At 29.9% G+C, this 26,352-nt stretch carries 28 protein-coding genes; 23 read left to right on the top strand and 5 right to left on the bottom strand.

Annotation, left to right across the window (positions count from 1 at the left end; translation table 11 throughout):
- Window positions 1-139 precede the first annotated feature (139 nt).
- A complete protein-coding gene (locus BLU40_RS06010; protein WP_139170924.1) occupies window positions 140-1,702 on the bottom strand; it encodes a transglutaminase domain-containing protein in 1,563 nt (520 codons plus the stop codon).
- A gap of 72 nt (window positions 1,703-1,774) precedes the next feature.
- Between BLU40_RS06010 and BLU40_RS06005 the strand changes: the two genes are divergently transcribed.
- A complete protein-coding gene (locus tag BLU40_RS06005) occupies window positions 1,775-4,273 on the top strand; it encodes an alpha/beta hydrolase-fold protein (RefSeq protein WP_090121102.1) in 2,499 nt (832 codons plus the stop codon).
- Window positions 4,274-4,739: 466 nt separating this feature from the next.
- Here the strand turns inward: BLU40_RS06005 and BLU40_RS06000 are convergent, their stop codons facing one another.
- Window positions 4,740-6,029 carry a hypothetical protein gene (locus tag BLU40_RS06000; protein ID WP_090121099.1) on the bottom strand — a complete coding sequence of 430 codons (1,290 nt, stop codon included), beginning with the start codon at window positions 6,027-6,029 and terminating at the stop codon, window positions 4,740-4,742.
- Between the two features lie 93 nt (window positions 6,030-6,122).
- Here BLU40_RS06000 and BLU40_RS05995 point away from each other — a divergent pair, with 93 nt between their 5' ends.
- From BLU40_RS05995 to BLU40_RS05965, 7 genes are all read left to right on the top strand, one after another.
- Window positions 6,123-7,298: a type IV secretory system conjugative DNA transfer family protein gene (locus BLU40_RS05995; RefSeq protein ID WP_090121096.1), complete on the top strand. Its 1,176-nt coding sequence runs from the start codon at window positions 6,123-6,125 to the stop codon at window positions 7,296-7,298.
- A 77-nt stretch (window positions 7,299-7,375) separates the two neighbouring features.
- Entirely contained in the window at window positions 7,376-7,840 is a 465-nt protein-coding gene (locus BLU40_RS05990) for a JAB domain-containing protein (protein ID WP_090121093.1), read from the top strand.
- 39 nt (window positions 7,841-7,879) lie between these two features.
- The gene (locus tag BLU40_RS05985; RefSeq protein WP_090121090.1) at window positions 7,880-8,668 is read left to right on the top strand and encodes a DNA adenine methylase; all 789 of its coding nucleotides are present in this window, start codon (window positions 7,880-7,882) and stop codon (window positions 8,666-8,668) included.
- Window positions 8,669-8,720: 52 nt separating this feature from the next.
- A complete protein-coding gene (locus tag BLU40_RS05980; protein ID WP_090121084.1) occupies window positions 8,721-8,930 on the top strand; it encodes a hypothetical protein in 210 nt (69 codons plus the stop codon).
- A 17-nt stretch (window positions 8,931-8,947) separates the two neighbouring features.
- Window positions 8,948-9,550, top strand: a complete 603-nt coding sequence (locus BLU40_RS05975; protein WP_090121082.1) for a hypothetical protein — start codon at window positions 8,948-8,950, stop codon at window positions 9,548-9,550.
- Between the two features lie 52 nt (window positions 9,551-9,602).
- Complete coding sequence (locus BLU40_RS05970; RefSeq protein WP_139170923.1) at window positions 9,603-9,974, top strand: hypothetical protein; 372 nt, start codon at window positions 9,603-9,605, stop codon at window positions 9,972-9,974.
- On the top strand, window positions 9,931-10,353 hold the full coding sequence (locus BLU40_RS05965; protein ID WP_090121078.1) for a hypothetical protein: 423 nt from the start codon (window positions 9,931-9,933) through the stop codon (window positions 10,351-10,353). Before BLU40_RS05970 ends, BLU40_RS05965 begins: the two co-directional genes overlap by 44 nt.
- A 61-nt stretch (window positions 10,354-10,414) precedes the next feature.
- Here BLU40_RS05965 and BLU40_RS05960 read toward each other — a convergent pair whose 3' ends face one another.
- A complete protein-coding gene (locus tag BLU40_RS05960; RefSeq protein ID WP_090121076.1) occupies window positions 10,415-12,139 on the bottom strand; it encodes a recombinase family protein in 1,725 nt (574 codons plus the stop codon).
- A 138-nt stretch (window positions 12,140-12,277) separates the two neighbouring features.
- Complete coding sequence (locus BLU40_RS17535; protein ID WP_175454751.1) at window positions 12,278-12,454, bottom strand: hypothetical protein; 177 nt, start codon at window positions 12,452-12,454, stop codon at window positions 12,278-12,280.
- 119 nt (window positions 12,455-12,573) lie between these two features.
- Between BLU40_RS17535 and BLU40_RS05955 the strand changes: the two genes are divergently transcribed.
- The 6 genes from BLU40_RS05955 (at window position 12,574) to BLU40_RS05930 (ending at window position 15,710) form a co-directional block, all read left to right on the top strand.
- Window positions 12,574-13,086: a hypothetical protein gene (locus BLU40_RS05955; protein ID WP_090121073.1), complete on the top strand. Its 513-nt coding sequence runs from the start codon at window positions 12,574-12,576 to the stop codon at window positions 13,084-13,086.
- Window positions 13,087-13,255: 169 nt separating this feature from the next.
- Window positions 13,256-13,615 carry a hypothetical protein gene (locus BLU40_RS05950; protein WP_139170922.1) on the top strand — a complete coding sequence of 120 codons (360 nt, stop codon included), beginning with the start codon at window positions 13,256-13,258 and terminating at the stop codon, window positions 13,613-13,615.
- Complete coding sequence (locus BLU40_RS05945) at window positions 13,596-14,093, top strand: hypothetical protein (RefSeq protein WP_090121069.1); 498 nt, start codon at window positions 13,596-13,598, stop codon at window positions 14,091-14,093. The genes BLU40_RS05950 and BLU40_RS05945 overlap by 20 nt, the downstream gene beginning before the upstream one ends.
- Before the next feature lie 225 nt (window positions 14,094-14,318).
- Entirely contained in the window at window positions 14,319-14,528 is a 210-nt protein-coding gene (locus tag BLU40_RS05940; protein ID WP_090121066.1) for a hypothetical protein, read from the top strand.
- A complete protein-coding gene (locus BLU40_RS05935; RefSeq protein ID WP_090121064.1) occupies window positions 14,518-15,030 on the top strand; it encodes a replication protein in 513 nt (170 codons plus the stop codon). The genes BLU40_RS05940 and BLU40_RS05935 overlap by 11 nt, the downstream gene beginning before the upstream one ends.
- Before the next feature lie 230 nt (window positions 15,031-15,260).
- Window positions 15,261-15,710, top strand: a complete 450-nt coding sequence (locus BLU40_RS05930; RefSeq protein ID WP_090121063.1) for a JAB domain-containing protein — start codon at window positions 15,261-15,263, stop codon at window positions 15,708-15,710.
- 20 nt (window positions 15,711-15,730) lie between these two features.
- Here BLU40_RS05930 and BLU40_RS05925 read toward each other — a convergent pair whose 3' ends face one another.
- Window positions 15,731-19,369 carry an NACHT domain-containing protein gene (locus tag BLU40_RS05925; protein ID WP_090121061.1) on the bottom strand — a complete coding sequence of 1,213 codons (3,639 nt, stop codon included), beginning with the start codon at window positions 19,367-19,369 and terminating at the stop codon, window positions 15,731-15,733.
- Window positions 19,370-19,496: 127 nt separating this feature from the next.
- Here BLU40_RS05925 and BLU40_RS05920 point away from each other — a divergent pair, with 127 nt between their 5' ends.
- The 9 genes from BLU40_RS05920 to BLU40_RS05880 all read left to right on the top strand — a co-directional run bounded on the left by BLU40_RS05920 (window position 19,497) and on the right by BLU40_RS05880 (window position 26,150).
- Complete coding sequence (locus BLU40_RS05920) at window positions 19,497-19,955, top strand: hypothetical protein (RefSeq protein ID WP_090121059.1); 459 nt, start codon at window positions 19,497-19,499, stop codon at window positions 19,953-19,955.
- 65 nt (window positions 19,956-20,020) lie between these two features.
- On the top strand, window positions 20,021-21,142 hold the full coding sequence (locus BLU40_RS05915; RefSeq protein ID WP_090121055.1) for a hypothetical protein: 1,122 nt from the start codon (window positions 20,021-20,023) through the stop codon (window positions 21,140-21,142).
- Window positions 21,143-21,222: 80 nt separating this feature from the next.
- Window positions 21,223-21,846 (top strand): hypothetical protein, encoded by a 624-nt coding sequence (locus BLU40_RS05910; protein WP_139170921.1) that lies wholly within the window; start codon window positions 21,223-21,225, stop codon window positions 21,844-21,846.
- 161 nt (window positions 21,847-22,007) lie between these two features.
- Window positions 22,008-23,447, top strand: a complete 1,440-nt coding sequence (locus tag BLU40_RS05905; protein WP_175454750.1) for a type IV secretory system conjugative DNA transfer family protein — start codon at window positions 22,008-22,010, stop codon at window positions 23,445-23,447.
- A gap of 11 nt (window positions 23,448-23,458) precedes the next feature.
- Complete coding sequence (locus tag BLU40_RS05900) at window positions 23,459-23,824, top strand: DUF2958 domain-containing protein (protein ID WP_090121049.1); 366 nt, start codon at window positions 23,459-23,461, stop codon at window positions 23,822-23,824.
- Window positions 23,821-24,285 (top strand): hypothetical protein, encoded by a 465-nt coding sequence (locus BLU40_RS05895; RefSeq protein ID WP_090121047.1) that lies wholly within the window; start codon window positions 23,821-23,823, stop codon window positions 24,283-24,285. Before BLU40_RS05900 ends, BLU40_RS05895 begins: the two co-directional genes overlap by 4 nt.
- The gene (locus BLU40_RS05890) at window positions 24,260-24,856 is read left to right on the top strand and encodes a relaxase/mobilization nuclease domain-containing protein (protein WP_090121042.1); all 597 of its coding nucleotides are present in this window, start codon (window positions 24,260-24,262) and stop codon (window positions 24,854-24,856) included. Before BLU40_RS05895 ends, BLU40_RS05890 begins: the two co-directional genes overlap by 26 nt.
- A gap of 49 nt (window positions 24,857-24,905) precedes the next feature.
- Window positions 24,906-25,181: a hypothetical protein gene (locus BLU40_RS05885; RefSeq protein ID WP_139170920.1), complete on the top strand. Its 276-nt coding sequence runs from the start codon at window positions 24,906-24,908 to the stop codon at window positions 25,179-25,181.
- A 252-nt stretch (window positions 25,182-25,433) separates the two neighbouring features.
- A complete protein-coding gene (locus tag BLU40_RS05880) occupies window positions 25,434-26,150 on the top strand; it encodes a hypothetical protein (protein WP_090121038.1) in 717 nt (238 codons plus the stop codon).
- The last annotated feature ends 202 nt before the right edge of the window (window positions 26,151-26,352 follow it).

The raw sequence follows: 26,352 nt of genomic DNA, 5'->3' as shown, positions 1-26,352 counted from the left end.
GGTCAAAATTTACCCTGTTTTTACTTCGATGAAATTTTTAAATATTTCTCAATATTCATTACCAATCTAAAGTTAAAAAACTTTCAAAGAAATGAACTTTGAAATATTTACGTAATAATAAGAATTTTATAATATCTATTTAGTACCACTTTAGTTGCTTAGTTACAGGATCTAAAATAAAGATTCGTTCAAACCCATCTGGTTTTGCTGGTAACATTAAAAAAAGTGCATTTGAAGGAATGTTTTTAAAAAACACTCCAACTTTAGTTGCTATTGAAATATCCGCTCTTTTCCATTTTCCATCCCAATAAAGTAACATATACTTTTCTCCTATTTCAATTTGCGAAGAATTGTTTTCAGTATAAGCATTTGTTATTTCATTTGTTCTACTTAACGTTGTATTTATTACTTTAGAAAAATCTGGCTTTAACGTATGAGATCTTCCTTTTGCATCAAGCAATATAGGGTATTGAGAAAAAAATTGCTTTTTATTTTTAAAAAAACTTGGAAGATATACAATATCTTTTCCTAAATTTTTGAAACTAAAACTAGCTTCCGTTTTTTCAGCCCAATCAATAATGCGCCATTTAGTTCTATTAAAAACATTTAAATAAGCTATTGAATCTACTTGACTATTATAATCTACAAAATTGATTTCTCCAGTAGAAACATATTCATGGGTCACATCAATTATATTTTTATTTCTTAAAAAACTAATAGGAATATCTTGTGTTTTCAATTTATTCGCCAATGTATTCTTATTAATCGAATAAGTCTGCCTAAATACTTTTCCCATCCTTTTGTGATTAGTAGTATAGGTATGAGGTAATCCTGTTTGATCTCCAACAGAATTCCCATTAAAAGGGATATGATTCCCTTGTTTGTCAATTACGGTATTCCAATAATGACGATTCGAAGATGCTGCATAATGAGGCGTAAAGTCAAAAGTAACGGCAACACCCATGGATCTGGATGCTAATAAAACTAAATTTGCAAGCTCTGGACAACTTCCTTGTCTTCTAAATAGTAACTGTTGTGGGCTTAATAATGGGGCTGGAAGAGGGTTTTTTCCATACACAAAAGAGAACCCTTTTAATTCATTAATAATATGTGTGCAAACTTCTACAGGGTCAGTTTCATCTTCTAAATTATATATTGCAGGTTCAACTAGAAATTGATATTCTTTTCGCCAATCTTCTAGGGGTTCAATTAACGAACGATAAGGCAATATATATTCACAAAAAGTATTAAAATTATAGTATTGAGACCATGTATTGTTTTTCCACGTATTAAAAGCTAAATCGATATTTTCAATTAATAGTTTTGAAGATATAACCGATATATCTTTTTGTTTGTAAATTTTTGGTTTTATATTCAAACTATCTTTAAGAGTATTATAGGACTCTATTGCTAGACCAAAATCATCATAATCAAATTCTGAAAAGGGTATTATAGTATCATTATAATCAACCCATTCATACTTTTGAGACTCATGGGATGGCATATTTTTTATCAAAAATACCGCTGCCTCTAACTTTACTTTTTCACCAGTATTTTTATAATGCTCCAATACAACTGTTAAATTATTCTTATTATCTCCTGCCTGCAACAAAGCTTCTTGCAGAGTTTGACTCAATGCAAAATTTGAATAAATGAATAATAAAATAAAAATCTTTTGATAATGGTGACACTTCTTTTTCATTATTACGTATTTTTTTTATAAAAGTATTAAATAAATTATATTTTTATAAAAAAATGCCAAAAGAAAAAAACTATGAAAACTAAATCTCATCAAATTCTAAATAAGGTTTTTATTTTAATTACTTTATTCTTTTCTCTTTTATTAATTGTTTCACCAGTTTTCTCATTTGTCTTTACTAAATACAGAGTTTTACCAACCTATTATTTTCTTATTGGTAGCCTGTTTTGTTGGCTTCTGTTCATTCCTTTTAATTTATATAAGAAAATTAACTTCAAGGTTTATCTTTTTGATGTTGTTCTTTTAATTTTCAGCATTTATATAATCCTTAATTTTTCTATAAAATCATTGTATCCTTTTAGTTATAAGTACTTTTTGTACACCATTTGCTATCTATGCTGTATTTTGCTTTTTAGGTATAGTTACTTTTTTAAGAAAGATACTATCAATAAAATACTATTTATACAAAGTGGCTTTATAGCATTAATAACTTTAATAGAGGCTTGCTGGACAATTCTTCAATATTTTAATGTCTTAAAAATAACAAATGAGTTTTTTACCGTTACTGGATCGTTTACTACGCCAAGTGCTTTGGGTTCATTTTTATCAACAACTTTAATAATTTTAATTGGCTGTTTCTTTTTTTATTTAAAAACACTTAAAAGCAAATTTTTATTTTCTATAGCCGTAATCCCTATAATTATTGCAATTATTTTATCAGAATCTAGAACTTCATGGATTGCCGTTACTACAGGAATTATCTTTTATTTAGCAACATCTCAAAAAATTATCATAAAATGGAAGCAAACAAGTAAAAAAATAAAAGCTTTAGTTACAAGTGTTTTTATAATGTTACTAATCCCAATAAGCTATTTACTATACTTACTTAAACCCGATTCTGTCGATGGAAGATGGTTAATTTATAAAATATCTTCACAGGCAATAGCAGAAAAAACACTTTTCGGCTATGGCTTGTTTAATTTTTCAGGGTACTATAATACATTTAAAGCTAATTACTTTCTAGAGACTAACAGACCTTGGGAAGAAATAAAAATCGCAAATTATGTGAGTACAGCTATGAACGATTATTTATTAGTCCTTTTTGAAATTGGTATCGTTGGATTTTTGCTTATCATTATATTCTTTTATTTCTTATTTAAAGATGTAAAAATTAATCACATTACCAGGATAGCCATAGCCACATTAGCCTGTATAGGAGTACAAGCACTATTTACTTCAATACTTTATAATAATATTACCGTTCTACTTGGTTGTTGGTCTATTGGAATACTAATGAATCAGCAACAAAAACCATTATTCATTTTCAAAAAAAATCACGTACAAAAAACAATATTATCAGTACTATTATCTTCTATAGGAGTTATAGGCTTGGTTGCTTTAAACAACAAATATATAGCAACAAAAAATTATATTAAAAAAGAACCTTCTAATAGCAAATACTTTATTGGCAACCCAAATTTTGAATTTGATTTAGGAAAAAGATCTTTTAATCAGGGAGATAAAAAAAATGGCTTGATTCATATGGAAAATGCTTTTATTAAAAGCTCATATCCTAAATTAAATAGAAAACTCATCTCAATATATACTTCAATTGGAAATTATAAAAAAGCTGAAGAATCACTACAATTAAATATTGGTTTAGAGCCTTATCGATTTCAACCCCGAATGGATTATTTAAAATTTTTAATCCGTACAAATAATGTAAATAAACAAATAGAAATTGCCCAATCAATTATTGATTTACCCATTAAAATACCTTCAGACACAATTCAAACCTTCAAAAATTATGCTTCTAAAATTATAGAGTCAAATTTAAAACATAAGAATAGAAAAGGCTCGATTCAAGGAACTTTATCTAGAACCAAAAAAATTAAATCTAAAATATTAAATAAAACACTATTATATAATGTTTATTTACCTCCAGCAAACAAAATAACCGAAAAATTGCCCGTTATTTATATAAATGATGGTTTTAATTATATTAGGCATGGAAAAACCCAAAAAGTTTTAGATAGCTTAATTTCATATGGAGCTATCAAACCAATAATTGCAGTATTTCTTGAACCTAAAGATGCTTTCAATTTAAAAAATAATATTAGACAAAATTTATTTTTATGTAATTCTGATTTTGTAGATTTTTTTACAAAGGAGTTTATTCCAAGTATAGAAAAAAGATACCCTGTGAGTAATCATAAAAATGACAGAGCTATTTTGGGAGTTTCTTTTGGTGGATTGGCCGCCGCTTATATTGCTAATAAAGCTCCAAATCATTTCAAATATATTGCTATGCAATCTCCGGCTTTTCACCCTTGCAGAGATATTTATAGGTCATACAATACGAATCCTAAAAGGAACTTTAAAATGTTTATGAGTTATGGAACAGGGAAAGATACAGAAAAACAAGATATTCCTATGATTAACATCTTAAATAAGAAAGGCTATGAACTTAAAGTTAGGCGTATTGAAGGAGGAAATCATAAATGGAATGTATGGAAGAAACAAATAGATGAAATCTTAATTTATTTTTTTGAAACTAAAATTCTTGATCACTAAATAATTCATTACTATTCTAAATTTTTTCATCCTCATCTTCAGGGTTGTCGTTTTCGTCAGCAAATTTTGAAATGGTTTTTTTATATGTTTTCTCATCTGGAAATACACCAATATATGCTAATAAAATACTTGTTAATCTTTGCTACCCATCAAGTATTAAGTTTTTATTGGTTTCATTTTCTTTAAATGAACCAATTGTGATGGGAGGATCAAATTGCTTTTCCCAAAGGTGTCAATTAATATTTTTGCTTTATTCTCATTCCGGGCACACACCGTTTTAAATCCCGACAAAAGGGTTACAATATTGGAACTTTCAGGATTAATAGGGCTTTAAAAGCATTTTAAAAAACTAGAATTATTTAAAAAGGGTATCCAGAAAATGGATACCTTTTTTGTTTTAAAACTATTCGAAAATTCGTTTTGTTTGTTAAAAAGGTTCTAGAATTTTATTCTATTGTTAGCTTTTTCAAGAATTACATCCAATAGCAATTTTACAATCATTAAATTGTTGGTTCACTACTACTTTATCTTTTCTTGCAAGTTGTATTTTCTCTTTAAAGAAATGCTTATCAGGAATTTTTCCGTCTACAACTTCAAAAGGAGTTAAGCCATATAATTCTATCGAATATCTATGGTTATTATAATAATCAATAAAACGTTCTAAATCTTTGAGATGCACTTTTTTATTGAGTGAATATTTTCCGTTAAGAAATTCAGTTTTATAAATACTTTGTGTACTTTCTGACATAGAATTTAAAAAAGGGAAGTCTTTGGTTTGATCTGTTATTTTTCTGACAATTGGTGGTGCTTGAATAGTAGCTATCCAAGATAAGAAATCACCTTTGTTTTCACTTTCTCCATCAAATAAAATGTTAATCGGCTTGGCACTATTTAATAAATTGTATTTATCAAAGGTTTCAGAAAACAGGTTTTTAATAAACCTACTTCCTGCTTTTTCATTAGTTGATGCATAATGTAAAATAGCTCTTGAGAAATTATCTTTAACAAAAGCTACTTTTTGAATACTATTTTCTAATGTATGTACATTAGTAATATCTACATGTAACCATTCAAAAACTCTTGAGGCTCTTAATCCTTTTGCTATTGGATATCTAGATCGTTTGGGTTTTATATATCCTAAAGCAGATGCATATTTATTAAACGTAGATTTACTACAAAACACTAAATTAGTTCTCAAAGCGTGATAATACAAGGTCACTTTTGTTTTTCCATAGTTGGCAGAATCCGTTACTAATTTCTCAATAGAAATAACTTCTTTTACCGTTAATTGATTTGGATGTTGTTTATAACATTTTTGAAAAGGACTTACACCACAACTAATTTTTCTTTTTTGTTGATAATACCAGTCTTTAGAAACCCCATAATAGTTACAAGCAGTTTTTACATTTATATTTGCTAAAGATTTCATCTTTTCAATGGAAGTAATAATTTTATTAGCGTGTAATTTAAGTAACTGTTTGTTATGAGAAAATTCTTGTAACATATATAAATAGCCTTTTCTTGTTTCTACAAGAAATCGCAGTGATTTATACAAAAAGGAAGAAGCGAAAACTTCTTTAATAGTATCAAATTGATTGATGTAATTTTTTACCCAATCATTCCCATAATAGTTTTCGTGTTGAAACTGATTCCAATTGTATTTTGTTGTCTTGGGTAACTCTTGGAGTTGTCTTGCATCTAACATTCCACTGGTATATAGCAATAGTACCAATGGGTGGTAATTTCTTTTGTACATTTTTTAATAGCTTTTTTTACTGCAAAGTTAATAAAGTATCCTACAATTTTCTCCGCCTTACTTTTCTATGAGTATCAAGTAATACTAGGTATTATGTGTGATTATTGCGACAACCCCATATGTTATTTTGCTATAAGTAATTTTAGAAAAGACCATAAACGATTTGGAATTTTACTAAAAGACCGTTTGCATCATTTTTATATTCTAGGAAAAACAGGAACAGGAAAAACCACCTTACTTCATACAAAAATCCAACAAGATATTGAACAGGGAAGAGGGGTTTGCCTAATAGATGTTCATGGAGATTTGGTATTAAATGTAAAAAATAGTATTTCTAAACATCGTTTAAATGATGTTGTGTATTTAGATGCTACAAATCCATTATTAACCTTAGGCTACAATCCTCTTCGTAAAGTTTCCTATGAAAAAAGAGCCTTGGTAGCTTCTAATATTCTAGAAGTTTTTCAACGTTTATGGGGAAGCCAAGGTTGGGGAGTGAAACTTTCTCATATTTTAAGAAATGTACTACTAAGTTTGTTAGATCAACCTTCTGCTAATTTTTCAGATATTATTAAAATCTTGCACGATGTTTCTTTCAGGAATCAATGTCTAGCGAATATTATCAACCCTGATATTAAAAATTTCTGGCTTAAAGAATTTAAGAATTATGGAAAAACAGATTTGATACCCATTTATAATAAATTGGGTGGTATTCTCTCCTATCCTTCTGTTAAACGAATTTTAGTTGATAATTCAAAGCAAATATCTTTGAGAGCTTGTATGGATAAGCATAAAATTCTATTGGTAAATCTATCCAAAGGAAGTATTGGTGCTGATGCATCTTACATTTTAGGTTCTTTGCTTTTAACCTCTTTGTCTGCAGCGGCATTTAGTAGAATTGATATACCTGAAATTAAACGAGAATACTTTTTTGTGTACTTAGATGAATTTCAAAATTACACCAACCTATCTATGATTGAAATGCTCTCTGAACTTCGTAAGTTCAGGGTGGGAATTATTATGGCACATCAATACATTGCGCAACTAGATGTAAAAATTAGGGATGCTGTTTTAGGAAACGTTGGAACAATCGTATGTTTTAGACTTGGGCAATCTGATGCTCGTTTTATGGAAAAAGAATTTTCTCCTGTATTTGAGACTCAAGATTTTGTAAACCTTTCTAATTACGATATCTATTTAAAACTAATGATTAACGGTAAACCTTCACCAGCTTTCTCTGCTACTTCAATTCATCCAAACCATCTTTGAAATACAATTTTATGGGACTACTTTCTTTTTTATTTAAAGTTCATACTAGAATCAAATGAACCTTAAATACATATGCTATGAAACATCCAATTACCACTTCTTTAATGCTCCCTTATGAGATAGAGATACATTATAAACGTCCTTTATTTGAATCGATGACTCCAATAAAAAGCGCTGAAGATGCTAACCATGTGCTACGCTCTTGTATCAACACTGATAAGATTGATCTTAAAGAATGTTTTTGGGTACTATTACTCACCAACGCAAATAGACTATTAGGAATTTCTGAAGTAGCAGTAGGTACTTCTACTGGAGTACTTATCAATACCAAAGAAATTCTTCAATTAGTTCTACTCACTCATGCCAACGCTATTATTGTTGCTCATAATCACCCCTCTGGGAAACTATTGTTTTCAGAAAGTGATAAAAAACAAACCAAACGTCTCCAAGAATTAGCAAAAATTATGGAGGTAAACTTATTAGACCACATTATCATCACTTCAGAATCCTTTTTGTCTTTTGCTAATGAAGGAGAACTCTAACGCCCAAACTTTATCAACTTTTAACCTTATAACTTATTAATGCCTAAAACCCCAATAACCTATTATGGAGGCAAGTTGAACTTGCTCTCAAGTATTCTTCCACTCATTCCCAAACATCGAATTTATACAGAAGCTTTTTTTGGAGGTGGCGCCATTTTCTTTGCTAAACACCCAAGTGAATCTGAAACCATTAACGATACAAATTCAATGGTTGTAAATTTTTATGAGGTCGTAAAAACTGATTTTGACTCATTAAAAACAAAGATTGAAGCAACCTTATTTTCAAGAGCTACCTATACCGTAGCACATACCATTTACAGAATGCCACATTTGTTTAATAAATTACAACAGGCATGGGCATTTTATGTAGCTACGAATATGGGGTTTTCTTGTCAAATAGGTTCTTGGGGTTATGACAAATATGGAAAAAGAGTCAAAGCTTTTCAAAATAAGAAACTCATTTTTACAAAAGAGATTTTAAAACGTTTAGAAAATACACAGGTTGAAAACAACGATGCTTTAAAAGTGATTAAAAGTCGGGACACCGAAGATGCTTTTCATTATGTAGACCCGCCATATATTGATTCCAACCAAGGACATTATGGGGGGTATACAGAGGGTGATTACAAACAACTACTTGATACATTGACGAGTCTCAAAGGGAAATTTCTACTGAGCTCGTATCCTTCTGAAATACTTAATAGGTATACTAAGAAATACGAATGGAATGCCAAAACATTTAATAAACCACTTTCTGCCCAAAAGGCAAAAACAGGGAAGCCACGAAGTCGAAAAATTGAGGTGTTGACAGCTAACTATCCTATTTAAATTCTTAACGAGCTTATAACAATTCAATATTAATTTTTTAAAAACAGATACCATGAAAAAAGTAATTGACAAAACCGTTAACCTAGATTTGGTTGGCGTAAATGGAAACGCCTTTATGATAATGGGTGTATTTCAAAGACAAGCCAGAAAAGAGGGTTGGACTCAAAATGAAATTGAAGCTGTTCTAACAGAAGCTAAAAGTGGTGATTATAATTACTTACTAGCAACGATTTCAAATCACTGTGAAGTAAAAGAACAATAACCTTAAAATCATTAATTATGAAAACCATTAAACAACAAAAAATACTTCTATATTTTTTAAAAGCTTATAAAGAGCTCTTAAATAATCAGAAAGTAGATGAGCGAAATCTACTTTTCAATAATTTTTTCTCAAGAGAAGAATTGATTGAGATATTGGAATACTTGTACTTGGATAAGCTAGAAGAATTTCAAATTGAGAAGCTAAATGATAAGGAACTTTTAGAACTGATAGGAAATGATGCCAGTATACTTGAATACTACAGTTATAAACTAGAAGAAAGTATCACCGCTACACCGACTTTATCACAAAACGAAGTTTCTGAATTTTTTGAGCGTACAAGCAATGAAGTACACTATCTATATTCAAAACCAACAGAAAGTTGGGATGATTATGATAGCAATAATTACTATTCTTTACTATTTAAACACGGAAAAACAAGAAGGGTCTTTGTCATCTTTACATCTGATGTAAATGAAGAAGATAAATATGCAGTCACCACAAAACCATCTTATTTTTTTGACACTGAGCAGCAAGCGAAAGATGAGCTAGAGCGTATTCTACAGCAACGAAAATTTAAAAGGGATGAATTGAAAATTATGTCCTTATGGAAATTTGAATAAGCCTTGAAAAGGCTCATTAAGTAAAATTAAATATAAATCACAAACACATTTTATGATGGAAGCAAAACAAAAAGCACTCTTAAAGCATTTTTCTTCAGTATTGAGAAAGAAAGCTTTAAATGAAAGTTCTATAAATGAACCTATTGATCCCGTTATTTTGAGATTTTTATCTCGAAAAGAATTGATTGAAATTATCAAAAACAAATTTGAGAATTCAATTCCTAAAGATTTACAATTATTGGAATTAGAAAATGAAGAACTGTTAGCTATTATTGGAGATGAAATGTATATCATTTCATATATCACTAGTAATTGGGTTCAAGTCGCACAGACAGAAAAGGAAGTTGTTCCAATTACTAAAAAATCTAACACAAAGAAAAATGAAAAAACTACTCCGATATCCAAACAAACAAAAAGCAGTTGATAAAGCTCTATGGCTCAATTTTGAATACAGAACCAACAACAAACAGTTTGGAGTGATTCAAAGTACCAACGATGATTATTTAGTTGTTTTGAAAGATAGTGTTTCTTTTGAAAGGAAAAATTTTGAGAAATTACCTTGTGATTATTCAAAACTTTCTTACAAAAAGATTCAGATGATTGCAATGGATGAAGATCCATTAAATCATTGGGAAGAAATTCGAGGGTTGTTTTCTGTAATGGATGGAGAATTACTTCGCTATATCATACATAGTAAAATTCCTTTAGAAAAATTTATTCGTTTTGAATTAGCTGCTAGGGGATTTGATAAAAATCATCAATGGTGTGGTTTTGATAAAGCTGAAAAGATTTGGTTGAAATAACTTCATATAAAAACACCAGCATTTGTGCTTGGTGTTTTTTCTCTATGCATTTTCTAGTGATTTATTGATTAATTGTATGGATTAGGCTAGTTCGAACTTTGTTCAGTTGGGTCCACCACACAGAATTTTGGGTATTCAACCCCATTAAATCACTTTGTTTATCAAGGTGATTTTTTGGTTCGAACCTTTCTTTTTGGGATTCAAAAAGGGAATAGCAATCTAAGATAGCTAACAATGGTTTCGTCGTTATAAAATACAGTTTCTTATCTATTAATTGCTGGTTCGAACCGATTTTTAGCAGTAAACTTTTTTTTGTAAGATTATCACTTTTTTTAAATATATCAGAAGCATTTTCAGCTATAAAAGCATAATCTCGAGCAATGGATAACCAATTCGTTTCTAGATGAGAAATAGCTCTAATCTGTTTTTGTAGATTTCGTATTTTCACATCACATTGCTCCTTGAACGTTACAAATTCTTCATTGGTAATTTCATTATCTGCTCTCATCAAAGCTAAATTTTTCCTTCGATTTTCAAGAGTAGTTATATGTTTTTTTAAAGGAGTAATTAGCTCTTTATTCTTTTTTTTAGCTTGAGTATCCAGTCTTTGAAGACCTTCACACATATATAAATAAAAGTCTTTTGGAATTTTAATCTTTTCAAAAGCTTTCAAAAATTGTTGCTCTAATTCTTTTTTACTAATAAATTTTTGAGAACACTTTTGTTTACGCTTAGTACATCGATAATAGGTAATATCAATAATTGTTGGGTTGTTCATATCATCCTTTTCTGTTCCACATTTTGGACAATCGCCTCTATTTAAACAAGAGAACTTAAAACGACATGTTGTGCACCTCACCTGATATTTTCGCTCAGCAGTAATGCTGCAGCCACACTCACCACAAGAAATCATACCTCTATATGGAAAATCATATTTCTTGGGTCGTGTTTGGCGTTTTCTATTTCCTATATGAGATTGTATCTGATCGAATTCTTTTTCAGTAACAACAACTTGATGTTTTCCTTTATAACGTTTCTTAATACCATTACCATCTTTCCAATAAAAATAACCACAATAAAACTCATTACTAAATAAACTGTGGTAGGATGATTTTGAGTATTCGTGTTTGTTTTTACCTAAAAATCCCAACTCATCTCCAATACGCTTAATATCAGCAATAGAATAATTTCCTGTTAACATTAGTGACCAAAGTTTTTCTACTAAATGAAACTTTTTTTTATCTGGAATTATTTCAGTTTTATGCACCTTTTGTCTGTTCTCCTTATGGTGTATATATCCAATAGGTAACGTAGAACTCGGGTACCATCCACGCTCAGCTTTTGAAGCAACTCCTCTTCGAATATCTGTGCTTAAATCTTTGATAAATTGGTTTGCCATACCAAACTCCACTTGCATCATTAAAACGTTGTCAGAGGGCTTGTAGTCCCTCCCATAGCATTGTATATGCTTAATCCTATGCTGCTGTAACATCCAACTTATCTTTCCGCCATCTACAGGGTTTCTAGCCAAGCGATTCAGTTTCCAACACAAAATACCATCGGCTTTTCCTTGTTCTATTTCAGAGAGCATTTCATTAAAAGCTTTTCTTCCTGGTTCTTTGGCTGATTTAGATTCACTAAACACACCTACAACTTGAAGATCTAATTCAACCGCTATTTTATTAACTTCTTTTAATTGGTCGTCAATAGATGCCATTTGCCTATCTTCTGATTCACTAGATTTTCGAGCATAGAGAAAATACCGTAATTGTTGTGTTTGTATCATAGTGTAAACAAAAAAGGGCAAGGAAAAATAATTAAGAATGCTTGTTCATAATCACTTCCTTGCCCTTTTTTAGGCTTAATTAAATTTTGATTATGAACAAGCAGTGATAGTATAACATCAATAGGAAAAACACCAAAATTAATGTTTATGGTATTGAGGTGTATGTTCGATAATAATGGCAAAGAACGAGAATAACCGATAGGCTTCTTGATTTGCTTCTTCTATCGAAATATCCATATCATAATGCTTTTTATATAAACTTCGGAATTCAGCATTACGTTCTTTTGATAATTGTGTAGGTACTTGGATTCTCATAGCTGTACTATAGCTCAAGACAAAAGCCAACGGTAGTCCAACAAAATTGTATAAACATAGACGTTCTCATACAATAATCTCTGACTACTATTTTAATTCTTACATTAGATACTGTTAAAATGGACTATTATAAGAACACTACACAAACACCCAATAGTTTATTTGATAACTACTTAAAAACTCTGGGATGTGCAGAGCTCAAAGTATTACTAGTTATTATTAGGCAAACCATAGGTTTTATAGATGTAAATACGAAAAATAAGCGGAAGGATAGAGACTGGATATCTCAACGTTTCTTTATGTTACGTTCTGGTCTTTCAGGAAGGTCAGTGTCTTCTGCAATTTCTTCTTTAGTTCTAAAAGGGCTTATTCTTGTTACTAATGAAAATGGAGATTGTATGCACAGCATTAAAAAAAGGCGAGGAACTTCTCGTCTTTATTATTCAAGTACGCTAGTACTTGTGAACTCTTTGCATAGCACTTGTGATGTATTGGAAAATAAAGCAGTGAAAAAAGCTCACACTACAAAACTAACACACACAAAAATGTATAGTGAAACGAATTCACAAGCATTGAAAAAAATAAGTGACGCAGAACGCATCCATCAAATTTTACACCAACATAAAAACTAACTAATATCAAAGACACCACTTATCAACGCTTTCTCCACAAATAATCGAGTGACCGAGAAAAAAATTGTAAGATATACAATTTTGTTACCCTACCCAACTTATACCATTCTATATTAAAATGTAAAAAGGCGATGCAGTCATTCATTAATCGCATAGCCTTTTATACATTATGAGAACATCACCATATCAACATATTTATACCTATCGCAAAAACTGCCATTTGAACCTGAAAGATGTTGCGTATATGTTAAATATGGATGAAGGTAACTTATCTCGCTTTGAAGCAGGGAAATCCCAAAACCCCAAAGCATTACTAGGATACCATTATTTATTTAATTTGTCAATAGCTCCACCTCTTTTTAAAATTTTCAACTTCCAAAGTGAGGAGATTATCCATCGCTGCTTTCGCCTTTTAGAGAAACTGGAAAATAAATCCAAAACACGTAAGAATCTACTTCGTATTAAAGGTGTTAATACCATTATTAAAAAATTAACCAAAGACGATGACTATGAAAATAAAGACAAATAAAACCATATTAACCCTATACCCAAATACAATGGGAATGTGCTATGCTTTATTTGATTCCCCTAATGATTTGGTTGATTATGGCATTGGGCATGTGCGCCCTGTAAATAATAAAAAATCAATTGCTAAAGTTGCACACTATTTAGATTATTACAAGCCAGACATTGTTATTGTGAGAGGACTTACCAAGTATAATTATAAAAATAATAAACGCAATAAAAAATTAATTGACCTTATTTGCACTAAAGCGAAAGAAAAAAACCTTGAAGTACTTCAATATAACAGAAGCCAAATTAAAGAAGTTTTTAATCAATTTGAAGCCAATACTAAATATCAGATTTCAAAAAAATTGATAGAATGGTTTTCAAAATTAGAAGCCTTAGAGTACCCTTATAGAAAAGAATGGATGAACGAAAATCACAATGTGGGAGTATTTGATGCTATTTCCCTTGGGGTTACACATTATTATTTAAATGGATAGTTTTTTATAAAACATCTTTTAATTGAGGTGTCTTTTAGTGTTTTAGATGATCAATAATAACAGAATTTTCTTTCCCCTTTAAATTTTAGCATGATAATGTCGCACTATCCCTTTTGTAAGACACAGCTGTCGCAAAACTTTTTATTTTAAGACGCTCCATAATTATATTTTTAAGTTGTATTGGGTTTCACCATAAGGTTGAAGTACATAAATTCAATAAAAAAAATGTCTAAATTTTATAATGTTTGTACTCGAAAAACAGTCATTGGAGAATCTGGAGAAAAAAATATTTATCACAAAGTAGGTGTTATTAAAGTCTCAAAAAATGGAGGGTGGTTTTTACAATTGTATCAACAACCGGGTACAGATTTTCAAATCTTCATCAATCAAAATGATGAGTTACCAGTGATAGAATTTGAAGACCATGACGCTTAAAAATACCACGCCTGTTCCCAATGTGTTTTTTGATAGTGTTATCTCTAGTCTGAGCGGCTCTGCCATTCGGGTGTATTTGAAAATTGTCAGAAATACCTATGGATGGAGAGACCAAAACGGAAATATTAAAAGTCGTGATTGGATAGCCCATTCTCAATTTGAAAAGCTAGGACTCTCCAACAGAAGTGTCACCAATGGAGTTCAGGAACTTATCGACAAACATCTTATCATTGTTACAGATGAATCAAACACCTCACTAATTAATACACAAGCTCGTAAATATGCAAGTAAAGTCTTCTATGCACTTCCTGTAATTCCCAACGAAAATAGTACCCTAGACAACGTAAAAGATGACAAAACAAAACCGCAAAATTTGCGGACTACAAAAGAAATTTCTTTACAAAAGTACAAAGCAAGTGAACGTATTCCTGACAATATTAGGATTCAACAAATACAGGGACACGAAATTAGAAAACAACAACAAAGAAATAACTGGTTATAATTGTTGTTTTTATGATGTAATTAGGTACTATAAAAGCTAACGCTTTTATTAAAATTCTGATATCTAAAACTAGAATTCGTCAATTATTGGCTAAATCAATTTATCTCATTAAAAAAATGTTTATCAGATTGAAGGTTACCTAGACTATGAATAAGAATATAAGTCACTGACAATTATTGACTTATATTTTACCAACGCTATGATAATAAAGAACTTAAAACTTAATTATTATGGCTAAAGATTTAACAAAGATTAATCAAGTAATCTTAAATTATAAAAGACCGCATATTTCTAAACTACCCAAACTTTATCGCCCTTCTGATGCTATTGAGAAGTTACGTTCCGTTATTGATGAAAATATTTTAGATTTAAAAGAATACTATTGGGTTTTATTACTTACATCTGATAATAGACTATTAGGTATTACTGAATTAAATTCGGGAGGAATTCTAGACACAACATTAAACATTCGTGAAATTATTCAATTAGCATTACTTTCAAACGCAGTTAAAATTGTATTGATACATAATCATCCAAGTGGGAACTTAGAACCCTCTCAAAAAGATATTATGGTCACAAATCAATTAAAACGAATTTGTGAATTAATGGAAATCTATTTGGAAGATCACTTAATTATTACTTCTGAATCATTTACATCTATAAAAGCAAAATTAAATTAACTATAAACACCTTCTGGTTATTAAGAAGGTGTTTTTTTGTTGTATTCTTCAATTTTTTTGCATTTGTCAGTCAACAGGACATCTATCATTTCAAAAATTTCTAAATCAGTTTCATAAATATTTTGTTTATGTTTTTTTAATATTTCCCTTACTAATTTTAGCATGTAATCATCTCCTACATCAATTGCAACAAGTAATTTACCCCTTAAGGGAGATGTGTATTTTTGTACTTTGAACGAATTTAAAACAGCGTAAATATTTGAATAAATTTCTTTAAAATCATACTTATACTTATAAAAACAGGAAGGGCTTATAACAGACAAGGTATTATACGCATGAGTTCTAAAATAGTTATTTCCTAAAAGGTTAATTAAAAGAGGAATAGCATCTTCTACCTTAAATTTTGCTAGATATCCAAGAATATAAAATGTTAATGTATCGTTTTTATGTAACTTAAGAAGTGCTAGTATAGTTTCATTTAATTTTGAATTTGTTGCTTTAATATTTTGAATAATTTTTCTAGAAAATTCCAATGTTCTTTCATAATACTCAAAAGATTTAAATTCTCTATTATCTAAAAAAACTAATACTTCGGAAACCAGATTAAGTTGTGCATTATATTCAATACAACCTAGTCCAATTTTTTCATCAGGAAGAAATTCATTCAAAGCCTTATTGCAAAACTTAATATTTTTTTTATCATTTTGTCTATACAAATCTATTAATAAATTCATTTCTTTTTCGCTACCATATTCAAAACAGAAAAAAAATGCTCTTTGTCTTTGTTTTGTTGAATAGCTTTCATCAAACAAAATTTTAATTATATCTCTTGACAAAGCGATTGTTATTTCATCGCCTTGCTTTAAATCTAATCTATTATAAACGCTAATGTCTAATTTATTTGAGCTTAAAAAAAGTTTTTTTATAAACTCAACCATCCTTATAATACTTTGGGGTTTTAATTCTTTTGAATCAACTCTGATCCAATGATTAAAAGAATCTAGTCTATATTGAAGATACCTCTTATAAGTAAATTTATTTGCATTTGGGGTTTTTTCAAAAAGATAATTTATTAACTTGTTTGAGTGATTAAAGATAAACTTGTCTACATAAAGACGAATTGCTAAAGAATTTATTGAAAATACTTGCTGATATTTTTTTGATGAATTTCTTTTAAACAAATATTCATAAACAAAATCAGTTTCTTCTTCTTCAGTTAGTCTAATACTTGCAGCTTTATGTCTTATGATTTTATCATAAAAATAACGCTTATCCTTAATCGCAAAATATGAGCTCTTAATATCCTCCGTTAATTTTAAAACCTCTGAAAAAGATAATTTTAAATCATATTTAGTAAATGAATTAGTAATTGAATAAATTTTATATGGAATATCGAGATGATAAATGAATTTAAAAAAATAATGATTTAATTTTTCTTCCAACCATTTCGGAATATAATTGATTGGAATATTAAATCGTTGAATTAATAATCTTAAAATTAGTCTCCAAGAAAGCATATACATTTTTTCATCTTTATGATAATCCATATATTCTCGCTTAGAAATCATTAGCTTTATAAAACTAATTAAATATGATTCATTTATATAATCATACTTAATCGGATAATTTTTTTGATTAATAAATTCTAAAGCCAATTCAAACTTTTGAGTTAGGCTTTTATAAAAAATAGGCGGTCTTTTAAAATCATTTATTTTAAAATCGTCTAAAATTAAATCTGGATTTAAAAATCCTATTAAGTAGGTTTGAATCGAATTCCAAGCATCTTCATTTCCAGTCTGTTTTGTTAAAAATATTTTTTTTCTGTTAAAATCATTTAATGAATTGATTGTGTCCCTAAAGTATATTGCAGTAAAAAATAATCGTAATTCCTTTTTATCGAAGTATAACAACCCATCATTTAAACACAAAATATTATGCTTTTCTAATTGATTAATAACTTTAGAAGGGTTTAATCTGCTAAGTTTTGAATTTTTTAAGATATACTCATTAAATAAATTTTTAGCTTTTTCTTTATTAATTACTTCAAGATTCTTTAACTCAAAAGTCATTTTATAAGCTAAATAGCTAATTAATTCAACTTCATAGTTCTTCTGTTCTTTCCACCTTTCTTTTTCAATATCAGTTTTATCACCTTCATATTTTTTTATAAACTCATCTATTATAAGGTTATGAAGTAATTTACCCTTATTTACAATAACTTTCGCTATCTCTTCTACTTTAAAAATGTTACTTTCTATCCTTCTTTTTATAAAGGAAAGTAAAAACGTCAAATAAAGTGGCTTTTGAAGATGATGTTCTAATCCTTTATTTAAAATAAAATTATAATATAACTTCCCGTTTTCATTGCCAAGATATTTATGAAAAATAATTTCAATATTACTTGAAGATAATGGAGACAAATTATAAATTACAACATCAAAATGATGATTTGAGAATTTAGGAATATTTCTACCACTGAATACAATCTGGACATCATTCTGTTTTTTGAAATCACTTATTTCATTTATTAGGTTTGTCTTATTACCAGTAAATTCATCGTACCCATCTAGAAATAACAATATTCTATATCCAAAATAGGATGATTCATCCAAACCATAATTTTTCAGAGTCCTATTTATTAATTTATTTAAATCATTAAACGTATTGTATTTTAACTCTATAAAAATTGGAAAAACATGTATTCCTGTATTTTTGGCATAATGATGTGTTAACCATCTTAATAGCGTTGATTTTCCCTCTCCAGCTGAAGCATTGATAAAAATATCTTTCCCTAATTCAATGACGTTATTTATATCGTGTTTTTCTTCTAGTATTCTTTTTATTTCATTTATTTTTTTTGAATTTATTTTAAATTGCTTTTCTTGACTATCCTTACTTCCACTTAAATAAAGTTGTTTTTTTTCTAATTTATTCAGTTGAGTTTTAAGAAAATTATTAACCTTCAAAATAGGAAGATTAATAAAGTTTTCAATTGGCATTTCAAAATTAACTACATCTAAACGAATGACGCTAAATTCTTTTTGAAGTTTATGTAAATAATCATTGAATCCTTCACCTAAAGTCAATACATTTTTTTTGGGTACACCTTGCTCGAATTTTGGATTACCCTTGTCTGTATTAGATAGTTTTTGGGTTAAATCTTCTTCAATCAAAAACTCCCAATCCCAGTTTTTATTTAACTTTAAATTACACTCTCTAAATTTTTTAATTATTAATGGTTGGATGATGTCTGTGAAACTATTGTAATCCTCTCTATATTTATTATTAGTTTTATGAACTTTTATTTGCCTAAAAAAGCTAATTAAATGCTCCTTTCTATGCTCTTGATAATAGGCATTTATTTTTTTATTCTTAGGAGCAAGAAAATAACATAAAAAAGTATTTAGGATTTTCACAGAAAAAGAAACACTAAGACTCGTGCTTTCCTCAAAATCTTGCCGTATTACAGAATTTTCTTCGCTAATATTTATTGGAGGAACACCTTCACTGTAATAATCTTTGAGTTCTTGTTTAAACCATTCTACGGAAGCTATACATAATTCACTAACAGAAGCTTTTCCTTCTTTTACAGGTCTTATTGTATCAAAAAAATGATGCTTATTCTCTATATAAAATATTTTTGATCTTATTCCTTTCATAACAATACAATAGGCTAATAAAATTACTCCCAAGTTATTCCCAAACTCCCAAGTTAACACCTAATTGCTTCCTTTAAATCGAGTCATTTGAGCCTTAATCTTGTCCTGTAATTTAAATCATAAATGTATGAAAAATTCAGGAAAAATCAACTTTACTTTCTTAAAGGAATTAAACAGTAACATCAAATCCAATGATGATACTCTAAGAGAAAATGCTTTTAAAACTTTAAATGCTTTGGAACTACAAGATCAAAACCCTGGCATACAAATGTATGCCGTCTATTTAATGGGAAAACACCATTATTTAAATGCAAAATCAGGTAAGGTTTTAGAAAACTACTATAAAGCACATCAGAGTTTCAAAAAGGTTTTTAAAATTGCCAGAATTCATAGAGTAAACGTCAAAAATCCAAAGTATTATTTCAAATATGCTGAATCTGCCTTAAGATTGTCTCAGCACGTATGGTGTTTGCACGAACAGGAGCGATTAGTAACACTAGCAAAGAACATCTCGGATAATTCCCTAAAGAATTTATTTCCAAATAGTTCTTCTTTTAAATGGCTTAAGAACACATTGGATTCGTAAATCCAAAACGATAACACGTCCACCAACGGGAAGTGTTTTTCTATTCACTATTAATTTCAAATATTATGAGAAGTAAAAAACAAAAACAAATCGACTTTACAAGATTAGTTGACACAGAATTGACAGATTATATTCAAACAAAAGACATCATCAATCGAGAAACTCATTTACAAACTGCCACAAAATTATCAACAATGGATTTTAAATCCATTCCAAAAACGACTAAGATTCAGACTTTTGTTGGTTCTTTAGTTGCAGATTACCAACACCTAGTGGATTTTACCAACTCCAAATTAAGCGGAGATGTTCAAAAGCTAAGAGGACAATCCCATATCTCTGATACTGAAGATGCCATTGTTGATGTTGATCGTAAAATTGGAGCTGTCGATGCCAAGATAACGCCGCTAAAAGGAAAATTTGATGACAAAGGAAAGCAGTACAAAGCTATGGTTCTAAAATGGTATTGGATGATTGTACTGCTAATCGGCATCGCATCGGTAGAACTCATCGCAAATTTTGATGTGTTTGCTACTTTAGGTGGCGGCTTAATTTCAAGTCTTGGTATAGCATTTCTTACTGGTTTATGTGTCTATTGGTACAGTCATTTTACGCCAGATAAAATCCGCGATTATGGAGGAGGCAATCCTAAAAAACAACTGCTGCTATTTTTATTGTTTCTAATTCCAATTGTTACCGTCTTTTATTTTTTCTCGACCATGCGCATTAATTATATGATTGCGCTCAATCCTGAAATGGCTGAAGTTTTCAATGCCAATCCTTGGATATTTACCCTAATAAATGCCTTTGCATATACAATTAGTTGTATGATAATTTGGGCATTCAAACCGAGCAAAGAAGTGATTCTTGCCTATAAGAAATACCGTCACGATGTGAAGGATATTCAATCTTTAGAATTGGAACGTGAAGCTTTGTGTCAAAAACGCGCATCATTACATCCTGAACTTAGAGATAAGTTAACAGATAAATATCAAATTTTACTACTTGGCAAACAAACCGAAGATGAGATTGTAACTCAATTCAAAGGATGTTTCGAAGAATTCAAAATGGAATTGTACCTCAAAACAAATGGTGCTTGTGACCCATTATTCTCAGGAGATTCAGACAAAGATTTACCTAAACTTAAATTAAACTACCAAGCTATTAACCAAAAATTTCCAAAACTATGAAATCGTTCTGCTATATACTCGTATTGATCCTATTTTTTGCTTGTAAACCTACCGAAACAACGACTATCTCTATCACAGTAATGGCGGATAGAACTGACACATTAACCATTGATAAACCTAATGTATTATTGGTCAAATCGCTTAGTGGTTTAGACACTGACCCTACCTTTGGAATTGATTTTAGATTTCAACATATTGGAAATACTGATTTCAACCCAGTCTATAGTGCTAAACTTAAACCTGCTTCTTTTTTAGACAATAACTTAGAACGAAAAGTAACGACTGCTCGTTTTTATAAAGATATTGACACCTTATTTAAATCTGAAAACAGGCGTAGCTATTCTTATCGTAGTTCAAGTATTTTAATACCACTGGCTATTCAGTTGAAAAAACTACAACAACTGAATACATCCAAAAAGATACTAGTGTTATTTAGTGATGGTTATGAATGTAGTTCACTTCTAAATGTATATAATCAGGATAGAATTTCTCTCTTAAACAATCCTGAAGATTTAGCTCAAAAACTCAAAAAACAATTAGAGTTACCCAACGATTTATCAGATATCACCCTCTATTTAATCTACCATCCAAAAACTACAGAAGATAACAGACTCTTTAGCTGTGTTTGTCTACTATACAAGGAATTGTTTAAGGGTTCGGGTCTAAATATTCGTATAGGAATGGAACAAAAACTCAACCGATGAAAACAAAAGGACGCATCTTTCTGACGGCACTAAAATACATCCTTCAAGGATTGTGGAAACTCTTAATGCTTTGCATCTATACAGGTGCAAAGCTTATTGAAACAATTGCTGGATTTATATCCAAGATCACCGAAAAAATGTTGAACTAAAAAATAGAGATGATGATAAAACACATAATTGACGCATTCAATGATACCCTTAAAGGAATTTTTGAAGAAATTGAAAACATTCTAGAAAAAGACCACAGTACCAATGCTGAATTTGGAAAACCTAGTTCACTTATTTCCAAACGAAATAAAGGTTGGTCTATCGATGGTAAACGCTTTTTAGATTTAGAGATTAGTCGTAGAAATCTCTGTGTTGTGGCTGGGTCTGGAAAAGGGAAGACACAGGTTCAAATTTTCCCAACGCTATTAAATGCAACGTCCTCCATTGTTGTGAATGATAATAGTGGGGAATTAGCATCGTGTATTCCACATTTACAATCTAAGGGTTTTGAAGCCCTAGTTATGAATCTAACCCATAAAACTGGCGTTTATTTAAACCCCTTAGAGGGTCTCAAAGGTGATGTAAGCGGGATTCGTAAAATAGCAAAAACATTGATGGGCTTTGCCACTGATAAAAACGATTTCTTTTCTATCTCTGGAGAAGATTGTTTGAGCTTGTTTATGCAGTATGCATTGGAATCAGAACCACGCATTTATGCCAACCTAGGTAATGTGTATCGTTTAATTCTAACCTATCAAGGTTCTCCTGAAGTTATTGAACGTCTTTTTGCTGCCAAGGCATCGGATGCCGTGTGGGTTAAATTTAAGGCCTTAGCAGGGAATTCTGAGCGTACCTTGAAATCCATTACGGCTACAGCTTTATCTGCACTGTCTTGGCTTGGTGATAATCCTGCATTGGCAGATATTACTTCCGTTTCTACTATTTCATTTGAAGCTTTTAGAAAAACTCCTCACTGTTTGTTTATTCAAGCTCCTGTGAGTGATGCTAAATTCTATGCACCAATGGTCGCACTGATATTTCAAAGTTTTTATCGTTTTGCATTTTCAAAATTACCAACTAAAGAGGATTTAGATATTTTAATGGTATTAGATGAATTTTCATCTTTAATTGATGGCTTACCAGATTATAGTTCAACGATAAGCAACAGTAGAAAATTTAAGATTCCACAATGCATTGTTCTTCAAGATGAATCCCTTTTGAGTCCCTATAAAGAACTGAAAGACAATATTCTTCAGAACTGTTTTGTGAAATGTTATTACGGAGGACAAGATAAAAAAGCTTTTGAGTTAGAAAAATTATTGGGACAGTATGAATATACCGATAAGAAAACAGGTCACATCAAAAATAGGCCCTTATTAACTGCTCCCGAAATTCGTGAATTAGATAACGAAATTATTGTACTTGTTAATAGTCAAAAACCTTTAAAAGTAAAAGTAACTCCTGCTTATAAACAATCTAGACTTCGCAAACAATTGGATATGGTTGCTCTTGTACATGAACAAGATGAAGAACTTATAGAATACACCATCCAGTACATTGATCTAACACCCTACAAAAAACTTGATGAGACTCCAAATAAATCCAAACTTTAAATTTAAATACTATGAAATTAATTACACAACATTTAACAAATCGCTTTGATCAGATTGGAAATCAATCTGAAATTGAAAATCCACTTATCATTGCGAAATTTTTCAACCCAGGTGGTGCAGGTACATGGTACGCTACAGAATACAATCCAGAAACAAAGATTTGTTACGGATATGTTACAGGGCTTGCTTATGACGAGTGGGGAACTTTTTCAATCGATGAGCTGGAAACCGTGCAACTTCCTTTTGGGTTATCCATAGAACGTGACATACATTTTGATGAAATTCATTTTAAGGAGTTGATGCAAAAAAAGAGATTGAATGAGCTTCCAAAGAAAGATTTACAACAAGATAAAAATCAAGGATTAGAACGCTCATGAAAAATTCAGACTTTAAATACAAGTCATTGCATGAATATTTGGATGTAGCTTTATATGAAACACCTAACCCAACTCATAAACAAATTAAACAGGCTAAAAAAGCATATTGGAGAAGTTGGTTCAGACACTATCACCGTCAACGAAGAGAAGATCGAAAGGAATTTACACTTGGTTTTGACAGGCAAAGCCTTCAATTAATTAACCAAAAGAGAGGTAAACTATCTGTCTCTAAATTCTTATACCAAGCTGTAGCTACTGCTTTAAATACGCATACAATTGCAGCTGCTAATACAGAGCTATTAGATACAATTCATATACAATTAATGGAACTTATCAGTCTTGTTGAAGAATTGTTAGACCTTGAATCTATAGAGATTTCTATAACAATGTTTGAACGATTAGAAGCCTTGGAATTACAATTTAATAAACTTAAAAATGATTTTAAAAAGCAAAGCAGTTAAAAGTAAACGAGGAATGAAAAATGTGCTCCGCTATATTATATCTGGAACCAATCTTCAATCAAATGATTTTGTATTGACACGCTTCATTCGTGGAGACAGGCCCTTTGAAGCTTTAATAGGAAAATCAGAAGGGATTTTAGAACGCTCTCTAGATGTACTTGAAAATCGTGTAGAAAATATGTTTACTCAATTTGAACAGAACAATGAAAAGCGACGTATTAAACGTAAAAATGCAAATCGCATCTATCACGAAATTATTAGCTTTAATAAACTGGACACTGATAAACTTAATTCTAAAAATTTGAAAAAATTAGCTCGATACTATGCTAAAATTCGAAGTAAAAATTCATTAATGGTGTCCGCACTACATTCTGATAAAGAACATTTACATATTCACAATGTAATTTCAGCTGTAGAATTTGAAACTGGCAAAACAGTACGGCTATCTAGAAATGATTTTAAAAATGTCAAAGTATCACTTGAAAATTGGCAAGAAAAGAATTTAGGGTTGATTCATAGTAAAGTGAATCACGATAAAAAAAAAAGAACTGTCACTTCTCATAGATGCTGAATATCAAATTAATTTAAGAGGCCAAAGAAGTAAAAAACAACTATTGCAATTGCAACTAGCCGAAGTTTTTAGCAATGCCAAATCTTCTCAAGATTTTTACCAGCGTATTGAAAAAAAAGGATTACAACCGTATCTTCGAGATGGTCAAGTCGTTGGTATTATCAACAATCAAAAAAAGTACCGTCTTAAAACGCTCGGATTTTCTAATCAACGAATTGCTAATTTAGAAAATGAAATTCTTCAAAAACATAATCCTAGACTCAAAGAATTAAAACAATTACATAATAGAAGATCCAAAAATAAAGATTTGGGATTGGAACGTTAAAATCATCTTATTTTATAATGAAAAGAGTGGCTAGTTAGTCACTCTTTTTTTGTTGATCGTTTAAGGGGAATGCAAAGGGAACTCCCTTGCCAAGATCGCGTTTTATACAGTTTATCTGATAAAACGCAATCTTGCCTCGATGTCTTAAAAGTATAACGACTTGAGATATCGTGAGCAATTAAAATGTCTTAAAAGCAAATGGTAAGGGACTTAGGGCATTTTTTTATATATTAACTCTAAAAATAAAAAATCATGAATTTACTTCTTGAAATAATTAAAGTTGCCTATGTTAATAAAATTTTAATCAATAATAATCAAGACTTTATCTACAGTATAGAAGATTTAATTATCCCAATCCCAAAAGAAACAACAAATTCAAAATGGGAAACAAAGGATGGGAAAAAATTATATGACTCTAAAGAGCTTGCTGGAGTTGCTGGATTATTCCGAGAACTAAAAAAAGACCCTAAATTGAGAATTATTTATAGTAACGATTTAGGGTCTTCAATTACAGGTATTGACTGTATAGCATTTAAAAATGGAAATTATATTGTTTGTGAAGCTAAAGGGACAACTTCTAAAAAAACTTATGTATCAAAATTTTTAAGAAAAACGAAAACCAAAGGAAGACAGATGTCTTGGGATTGGATATGGAGATCATTGGTTGAGTTTGCAGAAGACTCTAGAAATGCAATCGTTTTTCTTGAAATCTATGAAAATGTAATTAAACAAGAAAATATCACACGCTTAATTTCAATTTCTACACTTGAAAAAATAAATCAGAAATTTTCAATACTTGAAACAAGATTTTACAATGATTTCCAGATTAAACATTTAAAAGGAATGCAAGATTATTCAAATCAAAAAACACTTATCAAATGGCTCCTAGAAATTAAAAAAGAAAATCTCTTTGAAAAAGCATCTGATTTAATATTGGGAAAAATAAAGAAATTTAATTTGAATCAATAGAATTAAATATATTTCAAGGAGAATATGACAGTTGATGGATAAAATTTTTCATGTGAAAACAGCTGTATCAACATAGGGTTTATTATAAAGAAAAGGCAACATTATTTTTTGAATCAAAAGTCCATCAAACCAAGATGAGATTACATCTTTAAAAGATACTATCATAATAATTTATGAAAAATCACGTTTCATTATTTAATTT

It is taken from the genome of Lutibacter oricola, assembly GCF_900106565.1.
Lineage (GTDB): Bacteria > Bacteroidota > Bacteroidia > Flavobacteriales > Flavobacteriaceae > Lutibacter > Lutibacter oricola.
This window is presented reverse-complemented; position numbering and strand designations above follow the sequence as displayed.

Bases quoted from the DNA above. Each gene is read 5' to 3' on its own strand.
- BLU40_RS06010 (WP_139170924.1), bottom strand. From the start codon at position 1,702: ATGAAAAAGAAGTGTCACCATTATCAAAAGATTTTTATTTTATTATTC.
- BLU40_RS06005 (WP_090121102.1), top strand. From the start codon at position 1,775: ATGAAAACTAAATCTCATCAAATTCTAAATAAGGTTTTTATTTTAATT.
- BLU40_RS06000 (WP_090121099.1), bottom strand. From the start codon at position 6,029: ATGTACAAAAGAAATTACCACCCATTGGTACTATTGCTATATACCAGT.
- BLU40_RS05995 (WP_090121096.1), top strand. From the start codon at position 6,123: ATGTGTGATTATTGCGACAACCCCATATGTTATTTTGCTATAAGTAAT.
- BLU40_RS05990 (WP_090121093.1), top strand. From the start codon at position 7,376: ATGAAACATCCAATTACCACTTCTTTAATGCTCCCTTATGAGATAGAG.
- BLU40_RS05985 (WP_090121090.1), top strand. From the start codon at position 7,880: ATGCCTAAAACCCCAATAACCTATTATGGAGGCAAGTTGAACTTGCTC.
- BLU40_RS05980 (WP_090121084.1), top strand. From the start codon at position 8,721: ATGAAAAAAGTAATTGACAAAACCGTTAACCTAGATTTGGTTGGCGTA.
- BLU40_RS05975 (WP_090121082.1), top strand. From the start codon at position 8,948: ATGAAAACCATTAAACAACAAAAAATACTTCTATATTTTTTAAAAGCT.
- BLU40_RS05970 (WP_139170923.1), top strand. From the start codon at position 9,603: ATGATGGAAGCAAAACAAAAAGCACTCTTAAAGCATTTTTCTTCAGTA.
- BLU40_RS05965 (WP_090121078.1), top strand. From the start codon at position 9,931: ATGAAAAAACTACTCCGATATCCAAACAAACAAAAAGCAGTTGATAAA.
- BLU40_RS05960 (WP_090121076.1), bottom strand. From the start codon at position 12,139: ATGATACAAACACAACAATTACGGTATTTTCTCTATGCTCGAAAATCT.
- BLU40_RS17535 (WP_175454751.1), bottom strand. From the start codon at position 12,454: ATGAGAATCCAAGTACCTACACAATTATCAAAAGAACGTAATGCTGAA.
- BLU40_RS05955 (WP_090121073.1), top strand. From the start codon at position 12,574: ATGGACTATTATAAGAACACTACACAAACACCCAATAGTTTATTTGAT.
- BLU40_RS05950 (WP_139170922.1), top strand. From the start codon at position 13,256: ATGAGAACATCACCATATCAACATATTTATACCTATCGCAAAAACTGC.
- BLU40_RS05945 (WP_090121069.1), top strand. From the start codon at position 13,596: ATGAAAATAAAGACAAATAAAACCATATTAACCCTATACCCAAATACA.
- BLU40_RS05940 (WP_090121066.1), top strand. From the start codon at position 14,319: ATGTCTAAATTTTATAATGTTTGTACTCGAAAAACAGTCATTGGAGAA.
- BLU40_RS05935 (WP_090121064.1), top strand. From the start codon at position 14,518: ATGACGCTTAAAAATACCACGCCTGTTCCCAATGTGTTTTTTGATAGT.
- BLU40_RS05930 (WP_090121063.1), top strand. From the start codon at position 15,261: ATGGCTAAAGATTTAACAAAGATTAATCAAGTAATCTTAAATTATAAA.
- BLU40_RS05925 (WP_090121061.1), bottom strand. From the start codon at position 19,369: ATGAAAGGAATAAGATCAAAAATATTTTATATAGAGAATAAGCATCAT.
- BLU40_RS05920 (WP_090121059.1), top strand. From the start codon at position 19,497: ATGAAAAATTCAGGAAAAATCAACTTTACTTTCTTAAAGGAATTAAAC.
- BLU40_RS05915 (WP_090121055.1), top strand. From the start codon at position 20,021: ATGAGAAGTAAAAAACAAAAACAAATCGACTTTACAAGATTAGTTGAC.
- BLU40_RS05910 (WP_139170921.1), top strand. From the start codon at position 21,223: ATGGCGGATAGAACTGACACATTAACCATTGATAAACCTAATGTATTA.
- BLU40_RS05905 (WP_175454750.1), top strand. From the start codon at position 22,008: ATGATAAAACACATAATTGACGCATTCAATGATACCCTTAAAGGAATT.
- BLU40_RS05900 (WP_090121049.1), top strand. From the start codon at position 23,459: ATGAAATTAATTACACAACATTTAACAAATCGCTTTGATCAGATTGGA.
- BLU40_RS05895 (WP_090121047.1), top strand. From the start codon at position 23,821: ATGAAAAATTCAGACTTTAAATACAAGTCATTGCATGAATATTTGGAT.
- BLU40_RS05890 (WP_090121042.1), top strand. From the start codon at position 24,260: ATGATTTTAAAAAGCAAAGCAGTTAAAAGTAAACGAGGAATGAAAAAT.
- BLU40_RS05880 (WP_090121038.1), top strand. From the start codon at position 25,434: ATGAATTTACTTCTTGAAATAATTAAAGTTGCCTATGTTAATAAAATT.